This window comes from Microbacterium sp. 1.5R, assembly GCF_007667425.1.
In the GTDB taxonomy this organism is placed as follows: Bacteria; Actinomycetota; Actinomycetes; order Actinomycetales; family Microbacteriaceae; genus Microbacterium.
This window is the reverse complement of record NZ_VDRC01000002.1, coordinates 556,204-579,802: the sequence shown is the minus strand read 5'-3', so window position 1 is coordinate 579,802 and position 23,599 is coordinate 556,204. Positions and strand designations below refer to the sequence as shown.

At 70.2% G+C, this 23,599-nt stretch carries 14 protein-coding genes and 1 tRNA gene; 5 read left to right on the top strand and 10 right to left on the bottom strand.

Annotated features, from left to right (window positions below; all coding sequences use genetic code 11):
• Nucleotides 1-49: 49 nt before the first annotated feature.
• On the bottom strand, nt 50-856 hold the full coding sequence (locus FSY98_RS13650; RefSeq protein WP_144877195.1) for a carbon-nitrogen hydrolase family protein: 807 nt from the start codon (nt 854-856) through the stop codon (nt 50-52).
• An 81-nt stretch (nt 857-937) separates the two neighbouring features.
• On the opposite strand from FSY98_RS13650, the gene FSY98_RS13645 reads away from it, so the two are divergent.
• Nucleotides 938-1,011: transfer RNA gene (locus FSY98_RS13645), tRNA-Met, on the top strand.
• 94 nt (nt 1,012-1,105) lie between these two features.
• Here the strand turns inward: FSY98_RS13645 and FSY98_RS13640 are convergent.
• The 3 genes from FSY98_RS13640 to FSY98_RS13630 all read right to left on the bottom strand — a co-directional run bounded on the left by FSY98_RS13640 (nt 1,106) and on the right by FSY98_RS13630 (nt 4,938).
• Complete coding sequence (locus FSY98_RS13640; RefSeq protein WP_186307690.1) at nt 1,106-2,323, bottom strand: MFS transporter; 1,218 nt, start codon at nt 2,321-2,323, stop codon at nt 1,106-1,108.
• A 240-nt stretch (nt 2,324-2,563) separates the two neighbouring features.
• Nucleotides 2,564-4,060, bottom strand: a complete 1,497-nt coding sequence (locus tag FSY98_RS13635) for a cytosine permease (protein ID WP_144877193.1) — start codon at nt 4,058-4,060, stop codon at nt 2,564-2,566.
• 53 nt (nt 4,061-4,113) lie between these two features.
• Entirely contained in the window at nt 4,114-4,938 is an 825-nt protein-coding gene (locus FSY98_RS13630; protein ID WP_144877192.1) for a nitrilase-related carbon-nitrogen hydrolase, read from the bottom strand.
• Nucleotides 4,939-5,087: 149 nt separating this feature from the next.
• On the opposite strand from FSY98_RS13630, the gene FSY98_RS13625 reads away from it, so the two are divergent.
• Nucleotides 5,088-5,936: a CPBP family intramembrane glutamic endopeptidase gene (locus FSY98_RS13625; protein ID WP_144877191.1), complete on the top strand. Its 849-nt coding sequence runs from the start codon at nt 5,088-5,090 to the stop codon at nt 5,934-5,936.
• 44 nt (nt 5,937-5,980) lie between these two features.
• Here the strand turns inward: FSY98_RS13625 and FSY98_RS13620 are convergent, their stop codons facing one another.
• Nucleotides 5,981-8,878: a UPF0182 family protein gene (locus FSY98_RS13620; protein ID WP_144877190.1), complete on the bottom strand. Its 2,898-nt coding sequence runs from the start codon at nt 8,876-8,878 to the stop codon at nt 5,981-5,983.
• 84 nt (nt 8,879-8,962) lie between these two features.
• Nucleotides 8,963-10,057: a PDZ domain-containing protein gene (locus FSY98_RS13615; protein WP_144877189.1), complete on the bottom strand. Its 1,095-nt coding sequence runs from the start codon at nt 10,055-10,057 to the stop codon at nt 8,963-8,965.
• 116 nt (nt 10,058-10,173) lie between these two features.
• On the opposite strand from FSY98_RS13615, the gene FSY98_RS13610 reads away from it, so the two are divergent.
• Nucleotides 10,174-11,700: a zinc-dependent metalloprotease gene (locus FSY98_RS13610; RefSeq protein WP_144877188.1), complete on the top strand. Its 1,527-nt coding sequence runs from the start codon at nt 10,174-10,176 to the stop codon at nt 11,698-11,700.
• Between the two features lie 805 nt (nt 11,701-12,505).
• Here the strand turns inward: FSY98_RS13610 and FSY98_RS13605 are convergent.
• Together FSY98_RS13605 and nudC are read right to left on the bottom strand one after the other, a co-directional pair.
• Entirely contained in the window at nt 12,506-14,227 is a 1,722-nt protein-coding gene (locus FSY98_RS13605; RefSeq protein WP_144877187.1) for an ATP-dependent helicase, read from the bottom strand.
• Entirely contained in the window at nt 14,224-15,120 is an 897-nt protein-coding gene (nudC, locus tag FSY98_RS13600) for an NAD(+) diphosphatase (RefSeq protein ID WP_144877186.1), read from the bottom strand. The genes FSY98_RS13605 and nudC overlap by 4 nt, the downstream gene beginning before the upstream one ends.
• A gap of 64 nt (nt 15,121-15,184) precedes the next feature.
• Here nudC and FSY98_RS13595 point away from each other — a divergent pair, with 64 nt between their 5' ends.
• On the top strand, nt 15,185-16,585 hold the full coding sequence (locus FSY98_RS13595; protein WP_260857406.1) for a phosphotransferase: 1,401 nt from the start codon (nt 15,185-15,187) through the stop codon (nt 16,583-16,585).
• Here FSY98_RS13595 and FSY98_RS13590 read toward each other — a convergent pair.
• The gene (locus FSY98_RS13590; RefSeq protein ID WP_144877185.1) at nt 16,531-19,989 is read right to left on the bottom strand and encodes an ATP-dependent DNA helicase; all 3,459 of its coding nucleotides are present in this window, start codon (nt 19,987-19,989) and stop codon (nt 16,531-16,533) included. The two genes, FSY98_RS13595 and FSY98_RS13590, sit on opposite strands and share 55 nt — an antisense overlap.
• Nucleotides 19,986-23,213 (bottom strand): ATP-dependent DNA helicase, encoded by a 3,228-nt coding sequence (locus tag FSY98_RS13585; protein WP_144877184.1) that lies wholly within the window; start codon nt 23,211-23,213, stop codon nt 19,986-19,988. The genes FSY98_RS13590 and FSY98_RS13585 overlap by 4 nt, the downstream gene beginning before the upstream one ends.
• Nucleotides 23,214-23,370: 157 nt before the next feature.
• On the opposite strand from FSY98_RS13585, the gene FSY98_RS13580 reads away from it, so the two are divergent.
• Nucleotides 23,371-23,595: a DUF3107 domain-containing protein gene (locus FSY98_RS13580; protein WP_144877183.1), complete on the top strand. Its 225-nt coding sequence runs from the start codon at nt 23,371-23,373 to the stop codon at nt 23,593-23,595.
• The last annotated feature ends 4 nt before the right edge of the window (nt 23,596-23,599 follow it).

Below are 23,599 nucleotides of genomic sequence, written 5' to 3'. Positions count from 1 at the left end.
ACCGGACCAGCAGCCGGCTCATGCCCCCCGCCGCGGTCAGGGAACGGGATCAGCGGGGAACGACGCGGTACCGCCGCGCGCGCAGCGATGGGTTCACCGCGCGGACGCGCTCGATCGAGGCCGCCTCGACCGTGGCGACGGCGATGCCCTCGGTGGTGCCGGCCCCGGCGAGCACGACGCCCTGCGGGTCGACGATCTGCGAGTGCCCAACGCCGATGGGCGTCGGGTGATCGGCGGAGACCACGTACGCCGTGTTCTCGATCGCCCGCGCGGCGAGCAGCGTCGTCCAGTGATGCTCCTTGAGCGGGCCGCGCACCCACTCGGCGGGTACCACCAGCACGTCCGCGCCGTCGTCGACCAGCGTGCGCGCCACCTCCGGGAACCTGAGGTCGTAACAGGTCATCAGTCCGAACCGGATCCCGGCGACCTCGAACGTCGCGGCGGCATCGAGATCGCCCGCCTCGATCCAGTCTGACTCGGACTGCCCGAACGCGTCGTAGAGGTGCTGCTTGCGGTAGGTGGCCAGGATCCCGTCACCCCGCACCGCGACGACGGTGTTGTGCACGTGGCCCGGTTCGGACGCCCGCTCGACGAGTCCGGCGACGATGACCACGCCATGATCGGATGCCGCGGCGCGCAGCGACGACACGAACTCGCCGTCCAGTGTCTCGGCATTCTCCGCGAGAGTCTCGTCCATCGGGTCGACGAAATAGCTCGAGTACTCGGGGAACACGACCAGCCTGGCGCCACGCGCCGCGGCCTGCCCGGTCAGCTCGGCGACGCGCTCGCGATTCTGCTCGCGGGACTCGGAGGGAGCGAACTGGCAGACGGCGACGGGCACGGCGGCGGAGGTCATGTGCTCATCCTCCCCCACACGCCCGGGGAGTCGGGCTCGATTCGCGCACCTCTTGCATCCGTGATAAGTTATCTCTTGTGCCGCGGGGTGGAGCAGTTCGGTAGCTCGCCGGGCTCATAACCCGGAGGTCGCAGGTTCAAATCCTGTCCCCGCAACAGATGAAGAGGCTCGATCCGAGAGGATCGGGCCTCTTCGCATTTCACGACCTGCGCCGGAGCCACGAGCGACGCTTGTCCCACGGCTGCATGCTCACGGCTGATCACCCGCCGTCGAGCATCGAGCGGGCCTCAGAACGCGCATGGCCGCAACGCCGACCATGACCGACCCCAGGGCGACCCACAGCGGAATCGTCTCCTTGGCTCCGATCGCCATGACGCCGACCAGCAGCGGTGCTGCGGTGCGTCCGGCCTGGAAGGCGAATGAGTTCAACGCCATGTACTTACCGACCTGTGACTCCGGGGCCGCTCCGAGGACGACGGCGGGCACGACGGCGATGATGAGAGCTTCGCCCATGCTCTGCAGCGCGGCGAAGCCGAGGAGAAATCCCGCGCCTCCCCAGGTTCCCATCCACAGCAGCACCCAGGACGCTGCGACGGTCATCGCCGCGACAGTCACGTACATGCGATTGAGCCGCGCCTTCAGCAGCGGGGCCGCGAGGATCTGGGTGAGTGCGGCCGCGATCGCACCGACCGTGAACCCGAACCCGACCCACGGTTGAAGGCTCGAGCCCGCGGCGAACGCAGGGAATGCGTACTCGCTCTGGTTCATGATGACGAGCGAGATGACGAACGTGAGCATCACGAGCCGAAGAAAGAGAGGATCACGAAGCGGGACGCCTATCGAGGCGACGTAGGAGCGGATACCGGTGCGACGATCGTCGGGTGTCGCCGCCCGCTGTTCCGAGCGCGCCAGGACGGCGAACATCGCTCCAGACGCGATATAGCCGACGGCGTTGACGCCGAACATCGCTGCCGCGATGCGCACTCCGTGCTCGGCGACGGCCAGCGAGGAAGCGGCCGTGCCCAGAGCGAAGAGCGCATTCGACCACCCCGCCTGCGCGCTGAAGAATCGCGATCGGCGATCCGGCACGACCAGCAGACCGACCGCGGCCTGAAGCGCTGTTCCGGTCATCGACATGCCGCATTCGAGTGCGACGACACCACCGAGCGCCGTCCACACACTGGAAGAGTTGCTGAGAGCCAGAGCTCCGCATCCGAGCGCACTCGACGAGGAGGCCAGCGCAGCGAACCGCGCCGGTCCGATGCGGTCGATGGCGGGTCCGATGGATGCCGTACCGATGAGCCCGACGATTGCTGGTGCAGCGAGCCAGAGGACGGCCACGTGCAGGGGGATCTGGATCGACTCCACGAGGTAGATGAGCAGGTAGGGAAGCGTCAGGCCGGTCCCGAACGCCGAAAGAGCGGACCCGCCGAAGAGGGTCCGCTCCGCTCGAGATGGTGCCGTCACCACTTCCAACCGATGGTGGGCTTTCGCCCGATGACGGTGTCGATGACCTTGCGCACCCGTCCTGCGAGACTCAGTCGCTCCTGAGGGGCGAGCTCGAAATATGACATGCTGCTCCATTCGTCCGTACCGCATCTGCTCGACCACGATGGTGGTCATTCAGCACGGTAGGTCGCGGGAGCTGCCCGCACCTCAGCGTCGCGGGCAGCGTTCCGGCATTCCGGAACTCGCTCCCGAGCGTGGTCAGCCCCGGTTGGCGCCGAAGCTCACGGAGCGGATGCCGGCGGCATCCGCCTCCTCGCGGGCGAGTCGCCTCTCGGCGTCCAGGTCGAGGCCCCGCGCGAGGATCACGTAGGCGACGGCCGACGCGATCAGGCCGACGAACAGGGCGATGTCGATCCCGCCGAGAGCCGTGGCGATCGGTCCGGTGAACCAGGTCGTGACGACGAAGGGGATCATCGCGACGATGCCGACGACGTACGCCGTGATGCCGCGCCAGCCCCACGCGCCGTAGATGCCGTGCGGACGGAACATCTCCGCGACCGCATACCGTCCGCGTCGCACCAGGTAGTAGTCGACGAGGTTGACCGAGGTCCACGGAACGAGCACGTACAGCAGCACCACAAGGAAGCTGCCGAAGGAGTCGAGGAACTCCCCCGTCGAGAACGCGGCACCGAGCAGACCGCCCAGACCGACCAGCGAGCACGCGACGATGCGCGTCAGGCGCGTGGGGCGCACCGGGCGGAACGAGTCGGCGACCGTGATCAGCTCGATGCTCGCGGCATAGATGTTGATCGTGATGACCGTGATGAGCGCGGGCAGCGCCGACCACAGCAGCACCGGACCGAGTCCGGGCAGGATCGCGTCTGCGGCGGCGCCGATCGCCTCGACCGGGTCGGCCTCGGTGAAGAGCGACGCCACGAACGCGCCGAGGATCATGAGCCAGCCGGCCCCGACGATGACGCCCGATGCGGTGTGGAAGAGCGCCTTGCCCGGATTCGTCTGCGGCGGCAGGTAGCGCGAGTAGTCGGAGACGTACGGCGCCCATCCGAGGGCGTAGGCCGCGGCGGCCGCGAACTGCACGAGGAATGCGGGCCAGTTCAGCTCCGCCAGCGAGAAGTCGGCGGCGGGCAACGGCAGCATGAAGATCGCGACCACCGTGAACACGCCGAAGGTGGCGAGGAACAACCACGTCAGCCACTTCTGCACGCGATGGATCCAGTGGTAGCCGACGATCGCGAGGGTCAGCGCGAGAGCCGTGATGAGCACGTACCACCACGCGCCCGCATCCACGCCGGTCGTCGTCGTCAGCACCTGGCCGGCGAGCAGCTGGTTGAAGATGTTGAACCCGACGATGCTCGCGACCACCACGAGGCAGACGATCGCGACACCGCGGTACCCGAACTGGGCGCGGGACTGGATCATCTGCGGCAAGCCCAACTGCGGGCCCTGCGCGGAGTGGAACGCCGTGAACACCGTGCCGACGCAGACGCCCAGCACGATCGCGACGACGGAGACGAGGAAGTTCGCGCCCATCGCGACCCCGACCATTCCGGTCGCGAGGGTCGTGAGGTTCGCGTTCGACATAAACCACAGCGAGAACAGGCTCGACGGGGTTCCGGTGCGCTCGGTCAACGGCACCCAGTCGATGGACTTCACCTCGATCCCGCTCGTGACAGGGAGGGCGACCTCGGTCTGTGCGATACGCGGCTCGGGAAGGCCGTTGCTCTGGTGTGACATGGGGGTTCCCTCTCGGGTGAGGAATCGGTGGATGCCGGCGCGGGGCCTGCGGGTCAGGAGGAGTGTGGGCGGTAGATGTCGGGGCGCCGGTCGGCGAACAGGTCGTTGTGCGGCCCCAACCCCTTGTCGCCGGTCACTATCTGCAGCGTCGCGGTCGCCGCGCCGTCGCTCCGTGCCGCGACGACCCAGCCCTCCCCGTCGATCACCGCGGTGCCGCCGGTCCACTCGACCCCGCGTTCCACACCGTGCCGATCGGCGATGACGGTGGGCAGGCGCGACGATCGAGCGGCGGCCATGGCCTGGATGGTCTCCGGGGCCCGCTCCCCTGCCGGCCGAGGTACCAGCGGCCAATTCACGGGAAGCGCCAGCAGGTCAGCGCCGGACAGGGCCAGGGCGCGGGGTATCTCGGGGAACTCGTTGTCGTAGCAGATGGCGACGCCCAAGCGCCCCACAGGTGAGTCGACCGTCATCCCGGCATCCGGTCCTGGTGTGAAGACGAGCTTCTCTTCGCCCCAGAGGTGCGACTTCCGGTAGACCGCGCGCACCCCGTCGCGCGTCAGCACCGCCGCGGAGTTGTAGAGGACCTCGCCGTCGCTCTCCGCGAAGCCGATCACCGCGACCGTCTGCGGGCCGAGGACCGACGCGAGCCGGGTCAGCCGGTCGTCGTCGCGTCGCATCGCGAGCCGAGCGGCCTCCGCCCGGTCGGCGAACACGTACCCGCTGGTCGCGAGCTCGGGCGCGACCACGAGACGGGGCGTGTCGTCATCGAACGCGGCCAGCGCGGCGGAGAGGCGACGCAGGTTTCCCTCCACGTCGCCGATCTCGATGATCGGACTAACGGCGACGGCTTCGATGCTGCGCGCAGAGGAGACCGTCATGTCAGCAACAGTAGGACGCGATGTGCCATCGTCCCATCCCAGAGGCCCTGTGGTGCCCATCGGGTTCGCCGATGGGCGCAACGCCGCTTCTGTCCGCGCGACCTGTGGACAGTGTCGTCGGCGCCGTATCCGACTGGCATGATCGCACCATGACCGAGCCAGGCGAACGCCCCGCGCCTGCGTCCACCTCGTCCTCCCGCTCCGATCGCGTCCCGCGACTCCTCGGGATCGGGCTCATCGCCGTCGCCGTCTACGTCGCCGTCGCCGCGGGCGGCGGTGCGCTCGTCGATGCTCTCGGCGCCGCCGACGCGGACCCGGCATCCGAGCTGGCGCTGACCCACCTCATCCCGCTCCCCCTCGCCGTCGCCGGCGGACTGGTCTTCGCCCGCGTGTCCGGATGGTGGGCGGACGTCTGGAGCGACCCTCCCCTCAGCAGGAGCACTCCGCGGCGACTCTGGTGGTGGCTCGTTCCGGTCGTCGTCGCCGTTCAGATCGCGGCGCTCGTCGGCGAGGTGCACTGGCCACTGCTCAGCGTCGCGTACGTCGCCGTCGGCGTGCTCGCCTATCTTCTCGTGGGTCTCGGCGAAGAGCTCTTCTTCCGCGGCATCCTGCTCGAATCCGTCCGCGCCCACCACGGCGAGACCGTGGTGCTACTGACCACCGCACTCGGGTTCGGTCTCGCCCACTCGGTCGGCAGCCTGATGGGCGGCGTGCCGATCTCCACGATCGCGTTCCAGGTCGGCGTGACCTCGATGGAGGGCGTTCTCTTCTATGCCGCGCTCCGGGTCACCGGCACGCTCTGGGCGCCGATCACGCTGCACGGACTCGGCGATCTCGCGAGATGGCTAGCCGTGCCGGGGAGCCACGGCGATGCGCCCCCTCTCGCCACCGGCACCCAGGTCGCGATGACAGTCCTGGCCGCCGCGATCCTCCTCAGCGTCCTCTGCGAAGACCGCCGCAGACGAAAGCCGCGCATCCCCGCCGCCGCCGGGGCCTGAGCCCTCTCGCGGCGGCCGGGATGCGCGGCCCGATCGTTGGAGGCTTACTCCCCGGCGGCACCGTCCAGCTCGAGAAGCGTGTTGACCGCATCGGTCAGACGCTTGTCGGCCTCGGCGAACTTCGTCAGGTCCCCCGACTTGAGGGCGGCGTCACGGTCGAGCAGCGCCTGCTGCGCGTCCGCGAGTGCAGCGGCCTCGGCATCCGTCGGAGTGCTCGGCTCGGTGGGAACCTCGCCGGTGTCCGGATCGGGCTGCGTCGGCTCGACCTGATCGTCACCGCCCGTCGCACCGGAGTCACCGCCGAACAGGGCGTCGAGCGCCGCCGTCAGCGTGTCTTCGAACGCGACCTTGTCGCCGAAGGCGACGAGCACCTTCTGCAGACGGGGCAGTTTCGTCCCCTCGGACGACTGCACGTAGACCGGCTGCACGTAGAGCAGACCGCCACCCACGGGCAGCGTGAGCAGGTTGCCGTAGATCACCTGCGACTCACCCTGCTGCAGCAGGTTGAGCTGCGGCACCACGGAGGTGTCGGAGTTGTAGGTGTTCTGCACCTGACCGGGACCGGGCACCGTGGTGTCGGTGTCGATCTCCAGCATCCGGAGCTGCCCGTAGCCCTCCGCCTTCGTGCCCGCCTCCGACCCGGCGTCGGAGTCGACGGCGAGATAGCCCATCAGCACGTCTCGGTTGCCCCCGCTGCCCGAGGCGTTCGGGATGAACGTCGAGAACATCGAGAACCGCGGGGAGTCCTGACCCGGCATCTGCATGGTCAGGTAGTACGGGGGCTGCAGGACCGAATCGCTGCGCGGGTCGTTCGGCGTCTGCCACCGGTTGTCCTGCTGCGCGAACGAGCCGGCCGTGTTGATGTGGTAGATCCCGAGGATGTCGCGCTGCACCTTGAACAGGTCGGTCGGGTAGCGGACGTGGCTCATCAGGTCGCCCGACATCTCGCTGACCGGCTTCAGGGTCGACGGGTAGATCTTCTGCCACGTCTGCAGCACCGGATCCTGGTCGTCCCAGGCGTACAGCGTGACCTTGCCGTCGTAGGCGTCCACGGTCGCCTTCACCGAGTTGCGGATGTAGTTGATGTCATCGATCGCGAGGGTCGGCGACGGGAGGTTCGAGTCGGCGATTGCCTCCGACAGGCTCACGTTCGTCGAGTACGGGTACGAGGCGCTCGTCGTGTAGCCGTCGATGATCCAGACGATGCGTCCGTCGACGACGCTCGGGTACGGATCGCTGTCGAGCTCAAGGTACGGCGCGACCTTCTGCACACGGGTCTTGGGGTCGCGGTCGTACAGGATCTGCGAGTCGTCGTTGACGAGGTTCGAGAAGAGGATCTGCTCGGACTGGAACTTCAGCGCGTAGAGCAGCTTGGTGAACGTGCCGCCGATCTTCGGACCGCCGTCGCCGTCGAACGTCGTCTTGGTCTCGCTCGACCCGTCCTTGCCTCGCGGATAGTCGATCTCGACCGGATCCGTGCCGTCGGGGGCGCCGACGATCGAGTACTCGGGCGAGTTCTCGCCGAAGTAGACGCGGGGCTCGAAGTTCTCCTGATCCGTGAGGAAGCCGGAGGACGGGATGCCCCGTTCGAGGAAGACGGGCTCGCCGTCGCTCGTGCGCTGGTTGCCTGCAGCGGCGACGAGGCCGTAGCCGTGGGTGTAGACCGCGGCGCGGTTGTTCCAGTTCGAGACGTCGACGCCGTTCATGTCGAGGTCGCGCACCGACACCACGGTGTCCTGCATGACTCCGTCGATCTCGTAGCGATCCACGTCCATGTTCTCCTGGAACTGGTAGTAGCCGCGATACTGCTCGAGCTGACGGACGGTCGGGCTGATCACGGCCGGGTCGACGATGCGGATGGATGCCGTGGTCTCGGCGTCGGCGCGGAGCTGACCGGCCTCGGCATCGGTCTCGGCTTCAAAGGGCGTGGTCTCGAGGTCGGCGACCCCGTACGCCTCCTTCGTGCCGTCGATGTTCCGCTGATAGAACTCGGCCTGATACGCGTTCTGGTTCGGCCGCACCTGGAAGGTCGTGACGGCCCAGGGGTAGCCGACACCCACGACGAGCGACGCGATGATGAGCAGCGCGGTCGCCGCGAGCGGGAACCGCCACCGGCCGATCACCGCGGTGACGAAGAACAGCACGGCCACGATCGCCGCGATGATCGCGAGGATCGCCAGACCGGGGATGGTCGCGTTGACGCCGGTGTACGCCGGACCGACGATGCGGTCGTCGGGGCTCACGAGCGTCTTGAAGCGGTCGAGCCACAGGCTCGCCGCCTGCACGATGAGGTAGAGGCCGGCGAGCACCGCGAGCTGGATGCGGGCGGCCTTCGAGATGCGCAGCTCGCCCTGGCCGATCCGCACTGAGCCGTACAGGTACGACACGAGGGCGGTGACGATCAGGGTGAGCAGGAGCACGGCCGACACGAACGCGAGGAGGATCGAGTAGAACGGCATCGCGAACATGTAGAAGCCGGTGTCGACCCCGAACTGCGGATCGGTGGTGTCGGTCGCCACGCCGTTGGCCCAGAGCCACACGGTCTTCCACTGGCTCGCGGCGGAGAACCCGGCGAAGAGACCGAAGAAGATCGGCATGCCCCACATCGCCAGACGGCGCAGCGGCTCGATGACCTCCTGATACCGGTCGAGCTGGGAGCTCAGCCGCACGTACACCGGACGCAGACGGTAGGCGAGCTGGATCGCCACGAACAGCGGCACCGCCATGCCGAGGAAGCCGAGGACGAACATGGTCACCGTCGCGAACCACTGCGTCGTGAGCACGTTCGTGAAGCCCAGCTGGTCGAACCAGAGGTACTCGGTGAAGAGCGACGAGAAGACGAAGAAGACGGCGATCAACGCGGCGATGATCGCCAAGGAGATGCCGAAGATTCTTCGTGAGGTTCGAGGAGTGGCCGGGTTCGGTGCGGAAGTCGAGGTCACCCTTCCATCCTAGGCATCCCTTACTGTGGTGCGGCTGTCGTTCCTGTCACGGGGAGGTCACGACGTCACTTCGCCGGGAGGACGTCACTTCGCCGCGGCGACGTCGCACGTCGGCAGCGCCCCGATGTCGCCGCCGTCGGCGATCGCCTCGAGCGCCGCGAGCGACTCGTCGAGCGTCGACGTGCTGAGCACCGTCAGTCCGTCGGGGACGTGCCCCGTGACCTCGTCGCAGTTCGACTGCGGCGCGAGGAAGTACTCCGCGCCGGCATCGCGGGCGCCGTAGAGCTTCTGCCGGATGCCGCCGATCGGCCCCACGGTGCCGTCGGCCTCGATCGTGCCGGTGCCGGCGACGTTCTGCCCGCCGTTGAGCTCACCGGGGGTGAGCGTGTCGATGATCCCGAGCGCGAACATCATGCCGGCACTCGGCCCGCCGACGTTGTCGAGCTGGATGGTCACGTCGATCTCGAAGTCGTAGTCGGTCCGCAGCGTCACCCCGATGAGCCACGTGGTGACGTCTCCGTCGACCTGCTTCTCGGGCGTCACCTCGACGGTCCGCTCCTCCCCCGCTCGGAGCACGGTCAGCTGCACCGGCGCGCCGCCGGCATCCTGGATCGCCTGTCGCAGCACCTTCGCCGAGGTGACGGGCGTGCCGTCGATGGCGGTCACGACGTCGTCCGGCTCCAGCAGCCCCGCCGCCGGGGCGTCGTCGATCACCTCGACGACGGCGACAGCGGCCCCGGTGTCGTAGCCGAGCTCGCCGAGGGCGGCGGCGGTGGCCTCATGCTGCGAGTCGACCATGAGCGTGGCATTGCGCTCGTCGCGCTGCTCGCTGGTCTGCCCCGCCGGGAACACCGACTCGATCGGCACGACGGCGCGCGAGCGATCCGTCCAGGCGAGTGCGAGCTCGAACCAGCTCGGGGTGCGCTCGCGGTTGCCGACGACCTGCACGGTGGTGAGGTCGAGAGTGCCGCCGGTCTCGAACGTCTCAGCCCCGTCGACCTTGATCAGCGGAACCTGCTCGTCGTCGGCGCCCGCCGCCGTGCCGAGAGTGTCGTACACGGGGCCGGGGCGCTGGATGACGTACGGCGTCGGCAGGAAGGTGAGCACGACGAGCGCGATCAGTGCGACGATCAGCGCCCATACGCCCAGTCCGAGCTTCACAGACCGGGTTCGATCCACTGGTTCCTCCGTCGTTCGCGGGCGGCGTACAGCGATTGCCCCGTGTCCGGGTCCCGCGGCCGATCCTGTGACTAGCGTAGATGGCACGGCTTCAGACGTGCTGAGAGGCGAACCCGATGGCAGACAACGACCCGACCCCCGAGGACTTCCAGGAGTTCCTCCGACGAATGATGTCCGGCCAGGGAGGCGGAGACATCGACCCAGAGGCACTGCGCAACGCGTTCTCAGGCATGGACGGGCTGCAGCTCGACCCGGCCATGATGCAGACCATCATGTCGCAGCTCCAGGGAGCGTTCGGCGGAGACGCATGGGAGAACGCGCTCAGGCAGGCGCTGCACATCGCGAACCGCGACGGACTCGGCATCTCGGAGGGGTCGCGCACCTCGCTCGTCGACTCGTTCGCGCTCGCCGAGCTGTGGCTGAGCGAGGCGACGACGATCTCCGAACTCGCCGAGCCGCCGCGGGCCATGACCCGTGGCGAGTGGGTCGAGGCGACGCTCCCGGTCTGGAAGGAGATCGCCGACCCGGTGTCGACGAGCATCGCCGACGCCCTCACCGCGGCACTCGACACGCAGGTCCCCGATGACATGCGCGACGTCGTGCAGGGCGCGGGCAGGCTCATGCGCGGGCTGGGCGGCTCGGTCTTCGCGGCGCAGTTCGGCCAGGTGCTGGGCAACCTGTCGCTGGAAGTGGTGTCGGGCGGGGACGTCGGCATCCCGGTGCTGCCGGCCGGCACGGCCGCCGTGATCCCGCAGAACCTCACCGGATTCGGAGAGGGACTCGAGATCCCCGAGGATCAGATCGCGCTGTATCTCGCCACCCGCGAACTCGCCTATGCACGCCTGTACCGGCACGCCAAGTGGCTGCACCTGCACGTCATGGCGCAGATCACCGACTTCGCCCGCGGCGTGACGGTCGACGTCGACGCCCTGGAGGACGTGGCCAGCCGCCTCGACCCGTCGAACCCGGAGGAGCTGCGCGCCGCCATCGAGGGCGGCGCGCTGCTGCCCACGCAGACCGACGCGCAGCGCGACGCGCTCGCACGACTCGAGAACCTCGTCGCCACCATCGACGGGTGGGTCGACGTCGTCACGGCTCAGGCGACCGCGCGGCTCCCCGACGGCGCCCGGATCGCCGAGGCCGCCCGCCGTCGACGAGCGGTCGGTGGCCCTGCGGAGGATGCCCTCGGCGCACTGGTGGGTCTCAAGCTGCGACCTCGCCGGCTGCGCGAGGCCTCGGCCATGTGGCAGGCGGTGACGGATGCCGTCGGCGCCGCGGGGCGCGACGCGTTGTGGGACTACCCCGACCTCATGCCCACGCCGGAGGACATCGACGACCCCACCGCGCTCGTCGCACGCCTGCAGGCGACTGCGCGCGGCGAGGAGCCGGTCGCCGACGAGTTCGACGAGGCGCTCGCACGCCTGCTCGACGGTGAGGACTTCGGCAGCGCCGAGGAGTCGACGGAGCGGTCGGAGGGAAGCACGGAGGGCCCGTCGGCCAGCGTGGAGGACTCGTCGGAGAGCACGGATCGCCCGTCGGAGAGCACGGATCGCCCGTCGGAGCGCACCGGCGACTCCCCCGACGTCGACTCGCACGACGAGCCGCGCGACGACGGATCGCCGGAGGGCGATCGCCCGGTGTGATCCTCGTGAGGCGCCCGCTCCTGCACGCAAGGGCGCCTCACGGAGTTCTCCACGGAAACAGGATCCTCGTCCCCGAGCGCGCCGGATCCTCCGCACAATCGAGGGATGCCGCTCAGCTCCCGCACGATCACCCGTCTCGATCCCGCCGTCCCGCTTCTCTGGCGCGATGGCGACACTCTGCAGATCGGTATCGAGGGCACTCTGCGCATCCCGGCATCCGCTCCCTGGGTCGAGCAGCTGCTCGCGCGCATGGCCGCGGGGTTCCGCCGCGCCGCGTTCGACGTGATCGCGCACTCCGTCGGTGCCCCGCGGGCCGAAGCCAGAGCCCTGTACGCCCGAATCGATCCCCTGCTGATCGATGAGATCACGACGCACCGCGCCGCATGGGTCGACAGCAGCGACGTGCTCGACGGTCGCTGCGGGTATCGCATGCGCGAAGCGCTGCTCGACGAAGGAGTGCCGTCCGGCGATCGCCGCTCCCCCGGCGACGTCGCGGTGGTGCTGGTCGAGGGGGCAGCGGCGGCCCTCCATCTCGCCCGCTATCTCCGCGAGGACATCCCGCATCTCCCCGTGGCACTCGAGCGGGGAAGAAGCACCGTCGGCCCCCTCGTCGTCCCGGGCGAGTCGCCCTGCCTGTCGTGTCGCGACGCCCAGGAACGCGACCGCGACCCGGCGTGGCCGCGTCTGCACGCGCAGCTGATCGGGCGCACGGCCGGAGCGATCAGCGCGGCCCGCATCGCGCAGGCCGCCACCGCCGTCGCCACCATGCTCGCAGCCCCGAGCGCAGACGGCGGCGTCGTCTCCCTCAGCGGCGGCGTTCGCTCCGAGCTGCCGCCGGTGAGGTTTCACGCAGAATGCCGGTGCCGCGAGCAGTCGTTCCTATCTCAGCCAGGAAGCGGGACGGCGCCCGTTCGCCTCGACCGGCAGAACGCGACCACGACACCGAGAGGGTACGCGCGGCCCGCGTGACTCCGACGTACGCAAGCCGTCGCTCCTCGTCGATCGCGTCGAAACCGGTCGCGTAGGAGATCGGCAAGGCCCCCTCCGCCCACCCCGCGAGATGGACGTGCGGCCATTCGAGACCCTTGGCCGCATGCAGCGTCGACAGCGTCACCGTGCGCATCGTCGGCTCGTGCTGATCCTTCGCGCGCGCCATCAGAGCGTCGCTGAAGTTGCGCAGCGTCGCGTCGGGACCGGCTTCCTCGGCCAGGCGGAGGATCGCGCGACGCGCCTCCCATCCGTCGCGCTGCGCCCCTCCCGCCGCCGGCGGCTCATCCGTGAGGCCGAGCTCGCGGAGCACGCGCTGCACACCCGGGAGGAACCCGTGCTCGGTCGGCGCCACCGCAGCGGCACGGAGGGCGAGAATGGCCTGGCGCACCTCCGGCATGGCGAAGAACCGCGTGCCACCCAGCACAGAGGTCGCGATGCCCTCCGCGGCGAGCGCCTGCTGCAACGCCGCCGATTGCGCATGCGCGCGGTACAGCACGGCGATGTCGGCGGGCGATGCCCCCGACTCGATGCGCGCGGAGACCGACGAGGCGATCCCCTCCGCCTCATCCCGCTCGCTGTCGTAGGCAGTCACCGTCGGCGCATCCGCGGAGAAGGACTCACGTGCAGGGACGAGCTCGAGCGCGCCAGGGCGCCCGCGCATGAGAGCGTTGGCGGCTTCGAGGATCGGCGCCTGCGACCGGTAGTTCGTCTCGAGGCGGACGACGGTGGCGTCGGGATGCCGTCGCTCGAAGTCGAGCAGGAAGCGCTGCTCGGCACCGGCGAACGAGTAGATCGTCTGACTCGCGTCGCCCACGACGCAGATGTCGCGGCGGTCGCCGAGCCAGAGCTCGAGGAGCCGGTTCTGCAGGGGCGAGACGTCCTGGAACTCGTCGACGGTGAAGTGCCGATACTGCTCATGCACCGAGGCGGCCACGCGCGACTCGGCCTCCAGCATCCCCGCGCAGGCGAGCAGCACGTCCTCGAAGTCGAGCTGGTGCCGTTCGTCCTTGAGCGCCTCATAGCGCTGCTGCAGTTCGACCAGCTGCTGCGCGTCGATCCCGCCGGGCCCTCGGCCGAGCGCGGCATGCTGCTCGACGGAGAGCATCGACACCTTGCGCCACTCGATCTCGGATGCGATGTCGCGCAGGGTGGCGGTGCTCGGGCGCAGACGCATCGCGTCGGCGGCCTGTCCCAGCATCCGCACCTTGTTGTCGATGATCGAGGGGGCGGGGGATCCGGCGAGGGTCGGCCAGAAGAAGTTCAGCTGGGCCAGCGCCGCCGCGTGGAACGTCCTGGCGGCGACGCCCTCGACGCCGAGCGCCCGCAGACGACCACGCAGTTCGCCCGCCGCCTTGGCTGTGAACGTGACCGCCATCACCCTCGACGGCGAGTAGGCGCCGGTGTCGACGCCGTGCGCGATGCGGTGGGTGATGACGCGGGTCTTCCCCGTGCCGGCGCCGGCGAGCACCGCCACCGGGCCGCGCAGGACGGATGCCGCCTCCCGTTGTCTGTCGTCGAGCGCGTCCAGTGCGCTCACGCGCGCCCCTCGTACCAGGCCGTGATCAGGGCGCGGGCGATCGAGGCGGCTCCGGGCAGCCCGACCGGGCCTTCCCCGGCGAGCGCGGTGCCGATCTCGTCGCGCGTGAACCACCGGACGTCGATGATCTCCTCGCCGTCGGGGCGCACCTCGTCCTCGTCGAGGGCGACCGCCCGGAAACCGAGCATGAGCGACCGGGGAAAGGGCCACGGCTGCGACGACACGTAGTGCAGGGATGCGAGGCGCACCCCTGCTTCCTCGGCGAGTTCGCGGTGCACGGTCGTCTCCAACGACTCGCCTGCCTCCGTGAAGCCCGCGAAGCACGAGTACATGCGGCCGCCCCAGTTGGCGTTGGCTCCCAGCAGCAGCCGCTCGCCGCCCTGACTCTCGACGGCGACGATGACGGCGGGATCGGTACGCGGGAAGTGCTCTCGACCGCACACGAGGCAACGCCGAGACCACCCCGCCTGGCGCAGCTCGGTGCCGCCGCCGCACGTCGGGCAGAAGGGCGCGTCGCGCACCCATCCGCCGAGGGCCAGCGCCTCGATGAGCAGCTCGGAGTCCTCGTCGTCGAGGCGAGCGCCGAGGTCGCGCAGTCCCAACCAGGTCTCGTCCGGCGTCGTGTCGACCGTGTCGGCCTCCGGAGTCAGCAGAGCCAGGAGCACGACGACGCCGGTCGCGTCGCGCCCCAGCAGCGCCCACGTCGCCTCCGCGATCTCTGACGGCGCGACGCGCAGGAGTCGAGGCTCGTCGAGGTCGGCGTTCTCGATGCGTGCGCGTCCGTCGCGGACGGCGATGACCCTGGTGGTGTCGTCGGCTCGAAGCCGTTCGACCACTCCGGCCTCGGTGCGCAGCTCGGCCGCACGATCGAAGGACGCGCGCATCGTGGTCATCGACTCCCTCTCTCACGGGCGTGGCGGAGGCGGGACCGCCCCGGCGCCCGCCTACCCTGGGGGTATGGGACGCTCTCCTTTCACTCTAGCCGCGGCGGTGACGGCCGCACTGCCCGGAGCGGAGGTCACCGGAGCGCGACCGCTGACCGCCGACAGCGACGGACGTTTCGACTCGGCCGTCGCGACTCTCGCCGACGGCCGGGAGCTCGCGATCCGCGTGGCGGAGGACGACGAGGCCGGACGCGAGCTCGCCGCCGAGGCGCTCGCTCTCCGCGCGCTGACGACCGGGGCACGGGCCATGCTCCCGTTCGACGCGCCCGCCTACATCGGTGAGACCCGATTGGGCGACGCCCGCGCGCTGGTCACCGAACTCCTTCCCGGCTTCCAGATCGAGGCCGCACACGTGCCGTCCGGTCGGGGTGCCGCGGAGTCCATGGGCACCGCGATCGCCGCCGTGCATGCACTGCCGACGTCGGTGGTACGCGGTGCAGGTCTGCTCACCCGCACCGCTCAGGAGAGCCGCGACGAGATCGCCCGACTCGTCGACACGGCCGCCGCGACCGGGCGCGTCCCCGCCCGACTCACGGTGCGCTGGCGCGAAGCCGTGGCCGATGACGACCTGTGGCGCTTCGAGTCGACCGTGGTGCTGGGCGGAGTGCAGTCGACCTCGTTCGTCTTCCGCGACGACCCCGACGCCGGGCCCCAGGTCACCGGGGTGATCGGCTGGCATGCGCTCTCGGTCGGCGATCCGGCTGTCGATCTGTCCTGGCTCTCGACGGCACCGGACGCGGCCGACGATGTGCACGCCGCCTACGCCACGGCCATCGCGCGCGTCCCCGACCCGGCACTCGAGGTGCGGGGGCGCCTTCTCGCCGAATTGGAGTTCGCCCGCTGGCTCGTGCACGGCGACGCGCTCCATCGGACGGACATCGTCGACGACGCCGCCGCTCTGCTCGAGGCCCTCGCCGACGGACTCCGCCACGACGACCTCAGCGTGATCTCGGCGCGAGGCGAAGGCGTGGACTCCGCGATGGATGCGCTGGGCCGTGTTCCCGCCAGCGCGACCTCGGGAGCGAGTGCCGTCGGCAGCACCGCGATGGAGACCGACGCATACAACCCCGACGACCTCTGGCACGACGAACCGGGCGACGCGGACGGGCGGAATGGTGATGCCACCGTCGGGGCGGGCGACGCGGACAGCACTCACGACCTCTCGGATGCGGCGGCTGAGGCCGCCCGACGGGTCGCCGTCGGCGGCATCGAGACCGAGGACCTCTCGGCCGTGCAGGGGCGTTTCTCGACGTCCGGTCACGGCAACCCCGCCACCGCGGCCTCGGATGACGCCGGCTCGCCGCCCGCGGATGCGGCGTCATCAGCGGAGGACTACCAGGACACCCCGGAGGATGAGGCTCAGCGAGCCGCGCGAGCCGCGCTCCAGCGCTGGAGGAGCTCAGACTCCGAATAGACCCGGTCGTCTCGGATCACGAGGTCGTCGGCGACGTAATAGAGAGCGACATCGATCTCGTCCAGTGGGATGCCGAATCGGCGGTGATAAGCGAGCCGGTACAGCGCGAGCTGCAGCATCCGTTCCTCGCGGTCCTTCGCCGTCTGCGGCGCCCTGCCGGTCTTCCAGTCGACGATCTCGATCCGTCCGCCGCGGTCCTCCCGACGATAGACGGCGTCGAGTTTGCAGATCACGATGTGGCGATCCTGGTCACTGACACCTTCCAGACCGCCGCCGAGCACGAAGTCGATCTCGATCTCGACGGCCACCGGACGCCGCCCGCCCCACTCGCTGCGCTCGAAGATCGCCTGGAGCGCCGCGAGATCGGCGGCGTCCGCCGGCGACACCTCCGCGGTGGCCTCGTCGGAGGAGGCGCCGGCATCCTCGTCGTCGAGCTCCCACAGCGCCTCGTCCACACGCTGCCCGACTCCCACGATCTCGCTGCGCCGCTCCACCCAGGCGTGGAAGAGCGTGCCGAGGCGGGTCTGCCGATAGGGTCGCTCCGGCATCGGCCGCACGATCGAGGAGAGCGTGTCGCCGAAGTTCGTGACGTAGTCCTTGAAGCGCGAGGCAGGCACGCGCGTGGGCGGCGGGGCGTCCGTGCCGCGCAGTCGCGCCGCGCGCTCGGCCAGCAGCCGCGTCAGCTCGGGCGTCGGCACCGCGGCGTCGCCTCCGACGTCGTGCACGGCGCGCGCCGCCGCCTCGACGACGGCGCGCCGCGCGCCCAGCGGATCGATGGGCCACGCGAGCGTCGCACCCGGACCGTCGTACGGGTTGTCGTCGGGATCGACCTCGGCGATCGGGCGCGCGCCGCTCGCCTCGATCGCCTCGAGCAGATACGGACTCGGCGCCTTCGGCTGCTTCTGGCCCGCCCAGTGGGCTCCCGTCAGCAGCAGATGCGTGCGGGCGCGGGTCACGGCGACGTACGCGAGGCGCCGCTCCTCCTCCTGCTGATACTCGCGATACGCGTCCTTGAACACGGTGATGGCGCCCGGAGCGGTCTTGCTGCGACTCGTGAGCGACGCGATACCCGACTTCAGCCGCTTCGCCTCGTCCGGTTCCTCATCCGTCGGCGGGATCCAGGTGAACGTCGGAAGCGCTGCGCTGTCGCCCCGGAGTGCGAACGGCAGCACGCCGAACCCGAACCATCCGGCCGTGTCGGTCGGTCGCGATGGCAGCTCGCCCTCGACCATGCGCACGACCGCGACCGCATCCCACTCGAGCCCCTTGGAACCGTGGATGGTCAGCAGCTGAACGACCCCCGGCTCCGGCGGCTCCGGGCGCGGCATGAGCTCGTCGGTGCTCTCTGCCTTGTGGAGCCACGCCAGGAGGCTCGAGATCGTGCCCCGCTCGTCTGCGGCGAGGAACGCCCTGACCTCGTCGGTGAAGGCGCGCAGCTGCGTGGCGGCGATCCGCGCAGGCCCCCTGGTCTCATTCGCCGGCAGCTCGATGTCGAGCCGCAGCTCCAGCTCGATCAGACGGAGAAGATCGGGCAACGGCAACGACGATGATCGACGGAGCCGCTCCAGCATCTCGCCGGCTGCACGGATACGTGCGCGTCCCTCAGCGGTGATCTCGGCGAGGAGCCGGTAGTCGTCGCTCAGGCTCCGCACGACGTCGACGGCGTCGACGATGGAGAGGGCCTCGTCGGCGCCGCGGGACGCCCGGATGCGCTGACGCAGCTCGTCATCGAGCGGCAGCAGACCGCTGTCGCGTCGGGAGAGCTCGGCCGCGAGACCCTGCAGCGCCGCCATGTCGGCGACACCCACGGCGAAGCGCGGTCCGACCAGAAGCCGGATCAGCGCGGAACCGGCGGTCGGATCATGCAGCACCCGGAGGGTCGACACCACGTCGACGACCTCGGGGGTCGACAGCAGGCCGCCGAGACCGAGGATGCGATGCGGGATGCCGCGCGCGGCGAGGGCCGCGGCGAAGGTCTGCATGTGGCGCTTCGAGCGGAACAGGATCGCTCCGGTGTGCGGTGTCGAGGAGTCGCCGTGCTCGGCGCGACGGGCAGCGAACCAGTCGGCGACTTCACCCGCCTCTTCGTCGACCGTGAGCGGGAACCGCACATCGACCACGCCGTCGCCCGCCCCAGGCCTCGCCTCCAGTGGGGGGACGTCGAGTTCGGCGCGGCGCAGCGGGCCGAGGACCTCGTTCGCGATGCCGAGCACACCTCGATCGTTGCGCCAGCTGGTCATGAGGCTGTAGTTCGCGACCGGCTCCCGGTGCGCGAACGTGCGGGCGAAGGCGTGCAGGTTGTCGGCGCTGGCGCCGCGCCACCCGTAGATCGACTGATGGGGGTCGCCGACCGCCATCACCGGCGCATCCCGGAACAGCTCGGCGAGGAACCGCGTCTGGATCACCGAGGTGTCCTGGTACTCGTCGAGCAGCACGACCCGGTGCTGTTCGCGCAGCTCGTCGCGCACGTCGGGCGAGGACTCCACGATGTCGTAGGCGCCGCTGACCTGATCGGCGAAGTCGAGGACGCCCCGCCGCTCCTTCTCCGCGATGTACTCGCGGACCAGGGTGGTCAGCGCGGGGAGCGCGCGCAGGTTCGCGGACACGCCGCCGATCTCGGCGTGACTCGCATAGGGCGCGAATGCCTCGGCCTGCCTCCGTGCTATCCGGTCGGCCCTCGCGAGATCTGCGCGGTGATCGAGCGCATCGCCGGCGAGCCGCTGTACCGCGTCGACGACCCCGTTCACCGCGCGATCGATCTCCTCGAGCTCGGGCAGATCCGCCCGCAGCACGATGTCGCGGGCGAGCATCCAGGACGCCGCCTGGCTGAGCATCGCGACATCGGAGTCCCGCCCGATGCGCGCCGCGTGCTCGCGAACGATGCCGTCGGCGAAAGCGTTGTAGGTCGACACCCGCGGGCGGATCAGGAGGTCCTCCACCGCGGGCGGCGCGACGGGCCCGTCGTCGGTGCCGTAGCGTGCCGCGAGCTCGTCGAGCACGTGGGACCGCACGAGGTCGCGCTGCCGTCCTGGGGCCGCAGCCGACACGCGGTCGAGGGCGCCCGTCGCGACGATCTCCGGCAGATGCGGGAGCAATCCGCGCCGCCCGTACTCGTCGATGCGGGCGAGCCGCGCGCCGATCCGCTCGGCGAGTTCGCCCGCCGCCTTGCGTGTGAACGTGAGCCCGAGGATCTCGTCGCGGCGGACATGGCCGTTCGCGACCAGCCACACGACCCGACCGGACATCGTCTCGGTCTTGCCGCTGCCTGCTCCGGCGACCACGAGCGCCGGCGTGGGCGGCGCCTCGATCACTCTCTGCTGCGCCGCGGTGGGAGGAGGAAGCCCCAACGCTGCGGCCACGTCGAGCGCCGACACCGCGTGTCCTGCGCCTGCCCAGGCCGTCATGCGCTCACCGCCGCGACCGTGTGGATGCGGCACGGCTGCACGCGCCACTGCGTGTCGGCGCAGTGCGCGTCGACGTGGGCGGTGAAGCTCGATGCCGACATCCCGCGCGCCGCGTCGGCGATGCGTCCGAGGAACTGCACACGCTCCTCCCCCGCGAGCGTGTGCTGATGCGCGACCCGGAAGTCGCTGCCGGCCAGGGTCTTGGCGACGAGCACGAGACGGGCCCCTGCGAGTGCGGTCGGCTCCGCACCCTCGACGAGCCCCTGCTGGACGGCGACCTGGTAGGCGGCGAGCTGCGCATGGGCTGCGACCTTCTGCTCGCTCTCGGGTTCGTACTTGCCCGTTTTCAGATCGACCACGACCACCCGCTCCGCCTCCGGCGACGGCATCCGTTCCCATTTCTGCCCGCGGGCCTTCGCATGCTCACCGCCGCCCGGAGAATAAGCCTCGACGCGATCGATGAAGCCGTGCACGATCGCCCGGTGCGGGTGCGGCTCCGCGTCATCCGAGAGGCCGTGCACGTCCGGGGACGACAGCGGATCCTCGGGGACGTCGACCGCGAATCGGAACTCCACCTCTCCCGCCAGCACGCGTCCTCCCTCGGCCGAGACGGCCGCGAGATAGCTGTGCAGTCGGTCGATGTAGAGGTCGGCCCTTCGACGTTCCTTGCGACCGATCCACGCGGTCTCGAAATCGAGTTCGGGCCAGTGCTCGGCGAGCACGGCGCGCAGTCGGTCGAGCTCGCCGTCGGGCACTTTCTCCATGGCCTCGTGCACGATCGTGCCGATACCGGCCGACGGCGGCATGACGGTGTCTCCGCCGAGCGCCGACACCGCCCAGTTCAGCTCGCACTCCTCGAACGACTCCATGCGCGACGGAGACACCCGCGCTGCCTCCACGGTCAGGTCGTGCATCGGCGCTGTGGTCGTCGGCGGCGTGATGCCGTACCAGTCGAGCGGGTCGGCACCCGGCACTCCTTCTCTGGCCAGCACGGCGAGCTGACCGGCCGCGTGCTCGCGCGCCGCGAGAGAGGTGGACGTCGTGAGCACGCGGCGATGCCGCGCGACGAGGCCGCGCAGCGTGAGCGGGTGCTCAGCCGACGCGTGCTGCTCGGGCGGCTCCGGTGCGGGGAGGAATGCGAAGAACGGACTCGGAGTCATGTCGTCGTCGTCGACGGCGGTGATGAGGAGCCGCGCCCCGGCCCGCGAGATCGCGCGCACGAAGAGACGCAGCTCGTCGTGCAGGACCGCGCGACGGCGGTCGAGCGTCCCCGGCGGGTCTTCGGTTGCTCCGGTGCGGGCGGCGTGCAGCGCATCGGCCAGCCGCCACGTCTGCAGAAGCCCCCCGCGGAGGCGCACGTTGGGCCAGATCCCGTCCTGCACGCCGGCGACGACGACGGCGTCGAACTCCGTGCCGAGCGCGGTCGCCGGAGTGAGCAACGTCACACGCCCCGGTCGGTCGGGACTCGAGAGCGAGTCTTCTGGCACCTCGCTGTCGAGCACGTCGCGCACGAACGTCTCGGGCTTCTCGTTCGGGGTCCTTTCGACGAACCTCTTCGCCGCGCCGAACAGCGACACCAGGGCGTCGAGCGCTCGCGCTGTCTCGGCTCCGCTCGCCTGCGAGGAGGACTCGCGCCACGCGATGTGCAGACGTCGGCCGTCGACGGCGCGTGCCTGGTCCCAGACGCGCCAGAGCAGGTCGTGGATGGTCTCCCCCGCCTCCGCTGCCGCCGACACCTCGGCGACCGTCGTCGCGAATCGCGCCGCGATGCGCGCCTCCTGCGCATCGACGAGGGTGAGGTGGTCGGGACTGGTGAGCGCGTGTCGGAGGAGCTCCCGGGCGGGGGTCGCGCCACCGAGGTCGAGCTCGACATGCCGCAACCGAGCCCTGAGCCGCCGCAGACCGATCGCGTCCATGCCGCCGAAAGGCGTGCGGAGCGCCTCCTCCCAGTCCTGCGGCGTGCGCTCCTCTGCGGGCGTGAGGGCGAGTCGGACGATGCCGACGATGTCACGCACGACCGACTCGCTGCCGAGCGGACGCTGGATGCCGGCGGCCCTGGTCGGGATCTCCCGCGCGGCCAGCTCCGTCTCGAGCTGCGCCACCTGTCGGGTGTCATGCGCGATGACCGCTATGCGGTCCCAGCGCACCCCGTCGGAGAGATGCCATTCCCGGATCACGCCGGCGATTCGATCGAGCTCCTCGTGCGGCGACGGCGCGAGGAAGGTGCGGACCGCGGGCTCCCGCTCGTCGTGCGAGACGACCGGCTCGGGGGCGCGGCGGTGATCGACGCGGCCGGCCGCACCGATCGCCTGCGTCACCGTGCGGGTCAGCGCCGTGAGCTCGGGGACCTGACGGTGCGGTGCGTCGAGAACGTGGATGTCGCCGAGCGCGCTCGCGAGCTGTGCGAACAGCTCGGGGGTCGCTCCGCGGAAAGCGCCGGAGGAGATGTCGGGGTCGCCGAACGCGAGCACCGCCGTGCCTCTCTCTCTCAGCGCCCGCACGACCGCGATTCCTCCCCGCGTGAGCTCCTGGGCGTCGTCGATGAGGACGACGCGCAGGCCGGCGAGAGCTCCGAGCGTCGGCGCGTCGGCATGCCGGAGGATCTCCGACGTCTCCGCGAGAAGATCGGCGGCGTCGCGATGGGCGGAACGCGCGTGGTCGAGCACGGCGCGGTATTCGACGAGGAAGTCGGCGGCCGCGGCCCATGCCGGATCACCGGCCTCGCGCAGCTCGGATGGTTGCGCGCCCAGCTCGACGCATTCGGCGAGGAACGCCCGCAGCTCGGAGCGGAAGCCCGTCGAGGCCCGTACGGACGGGCTCAGCGCCTCGGGCCAGGAGATCACTGAGTCCTCGATGTCTCCCGCGAGCAGCTCGGCGATCAACCGGTCTTGATCGGCTCCCGTGAGCAGAGCGGGCGGCTCGGCGCCGTCCTGCACCATCGCGCCGCGCACGATCTGGAATGCGAAGGACCCGAGCGACCGGGCCAGAGGACCGGGCGTCGCCTGGCCGATGCGCACGCCGATGCGGTCGCGCAACGCGGTCGCCGCCTGCCTGCTCGGCGTGAGCGCGAGCACCTGCTCCGGACTCAGACCTCCGACGTCGAGCAAGTGGACGACGCGATCGATCAGCGTGCTCGTCTTGCCCGTTCCCGGTGCCCCGATGATGATGCCGGACGCCGTGTCGGCCGCGGTGATCACGGCGTTCTGCGCGGCATCCTGAGTCATGCCCTCCACGCTACTGGCGCGCACCGACATCGATGCGGCGCCCGCGTCGCCGCGCCTGTGCGCTCAGGGCGAAACCGCGCTCCGCGGCCGATCCCGCCCCACCCGCCCGGGGTAGAGTTGGGCGCACAGCATGGTCGATTCGACAACGGGAGTACGCGTGGAAATCCGCATCGGCATCATCAACACCGGCCGCGAGCTCAGCTTCGAGACCGCCGCGAGCGCGGATGAGGTCCGCTCTCAGGTGTCCTCCGCGCTCGAGCAGAGCACGTCGCACCTGAACTTCGCCGATGTGAAGGGGAACTCCTACCTGGTCCCCACCGCGCACCTCGCCTACATCGAGCTCGGCACCGAGGAATCGCGCCGCGTCGGCTTCGTGGCCTGACCCG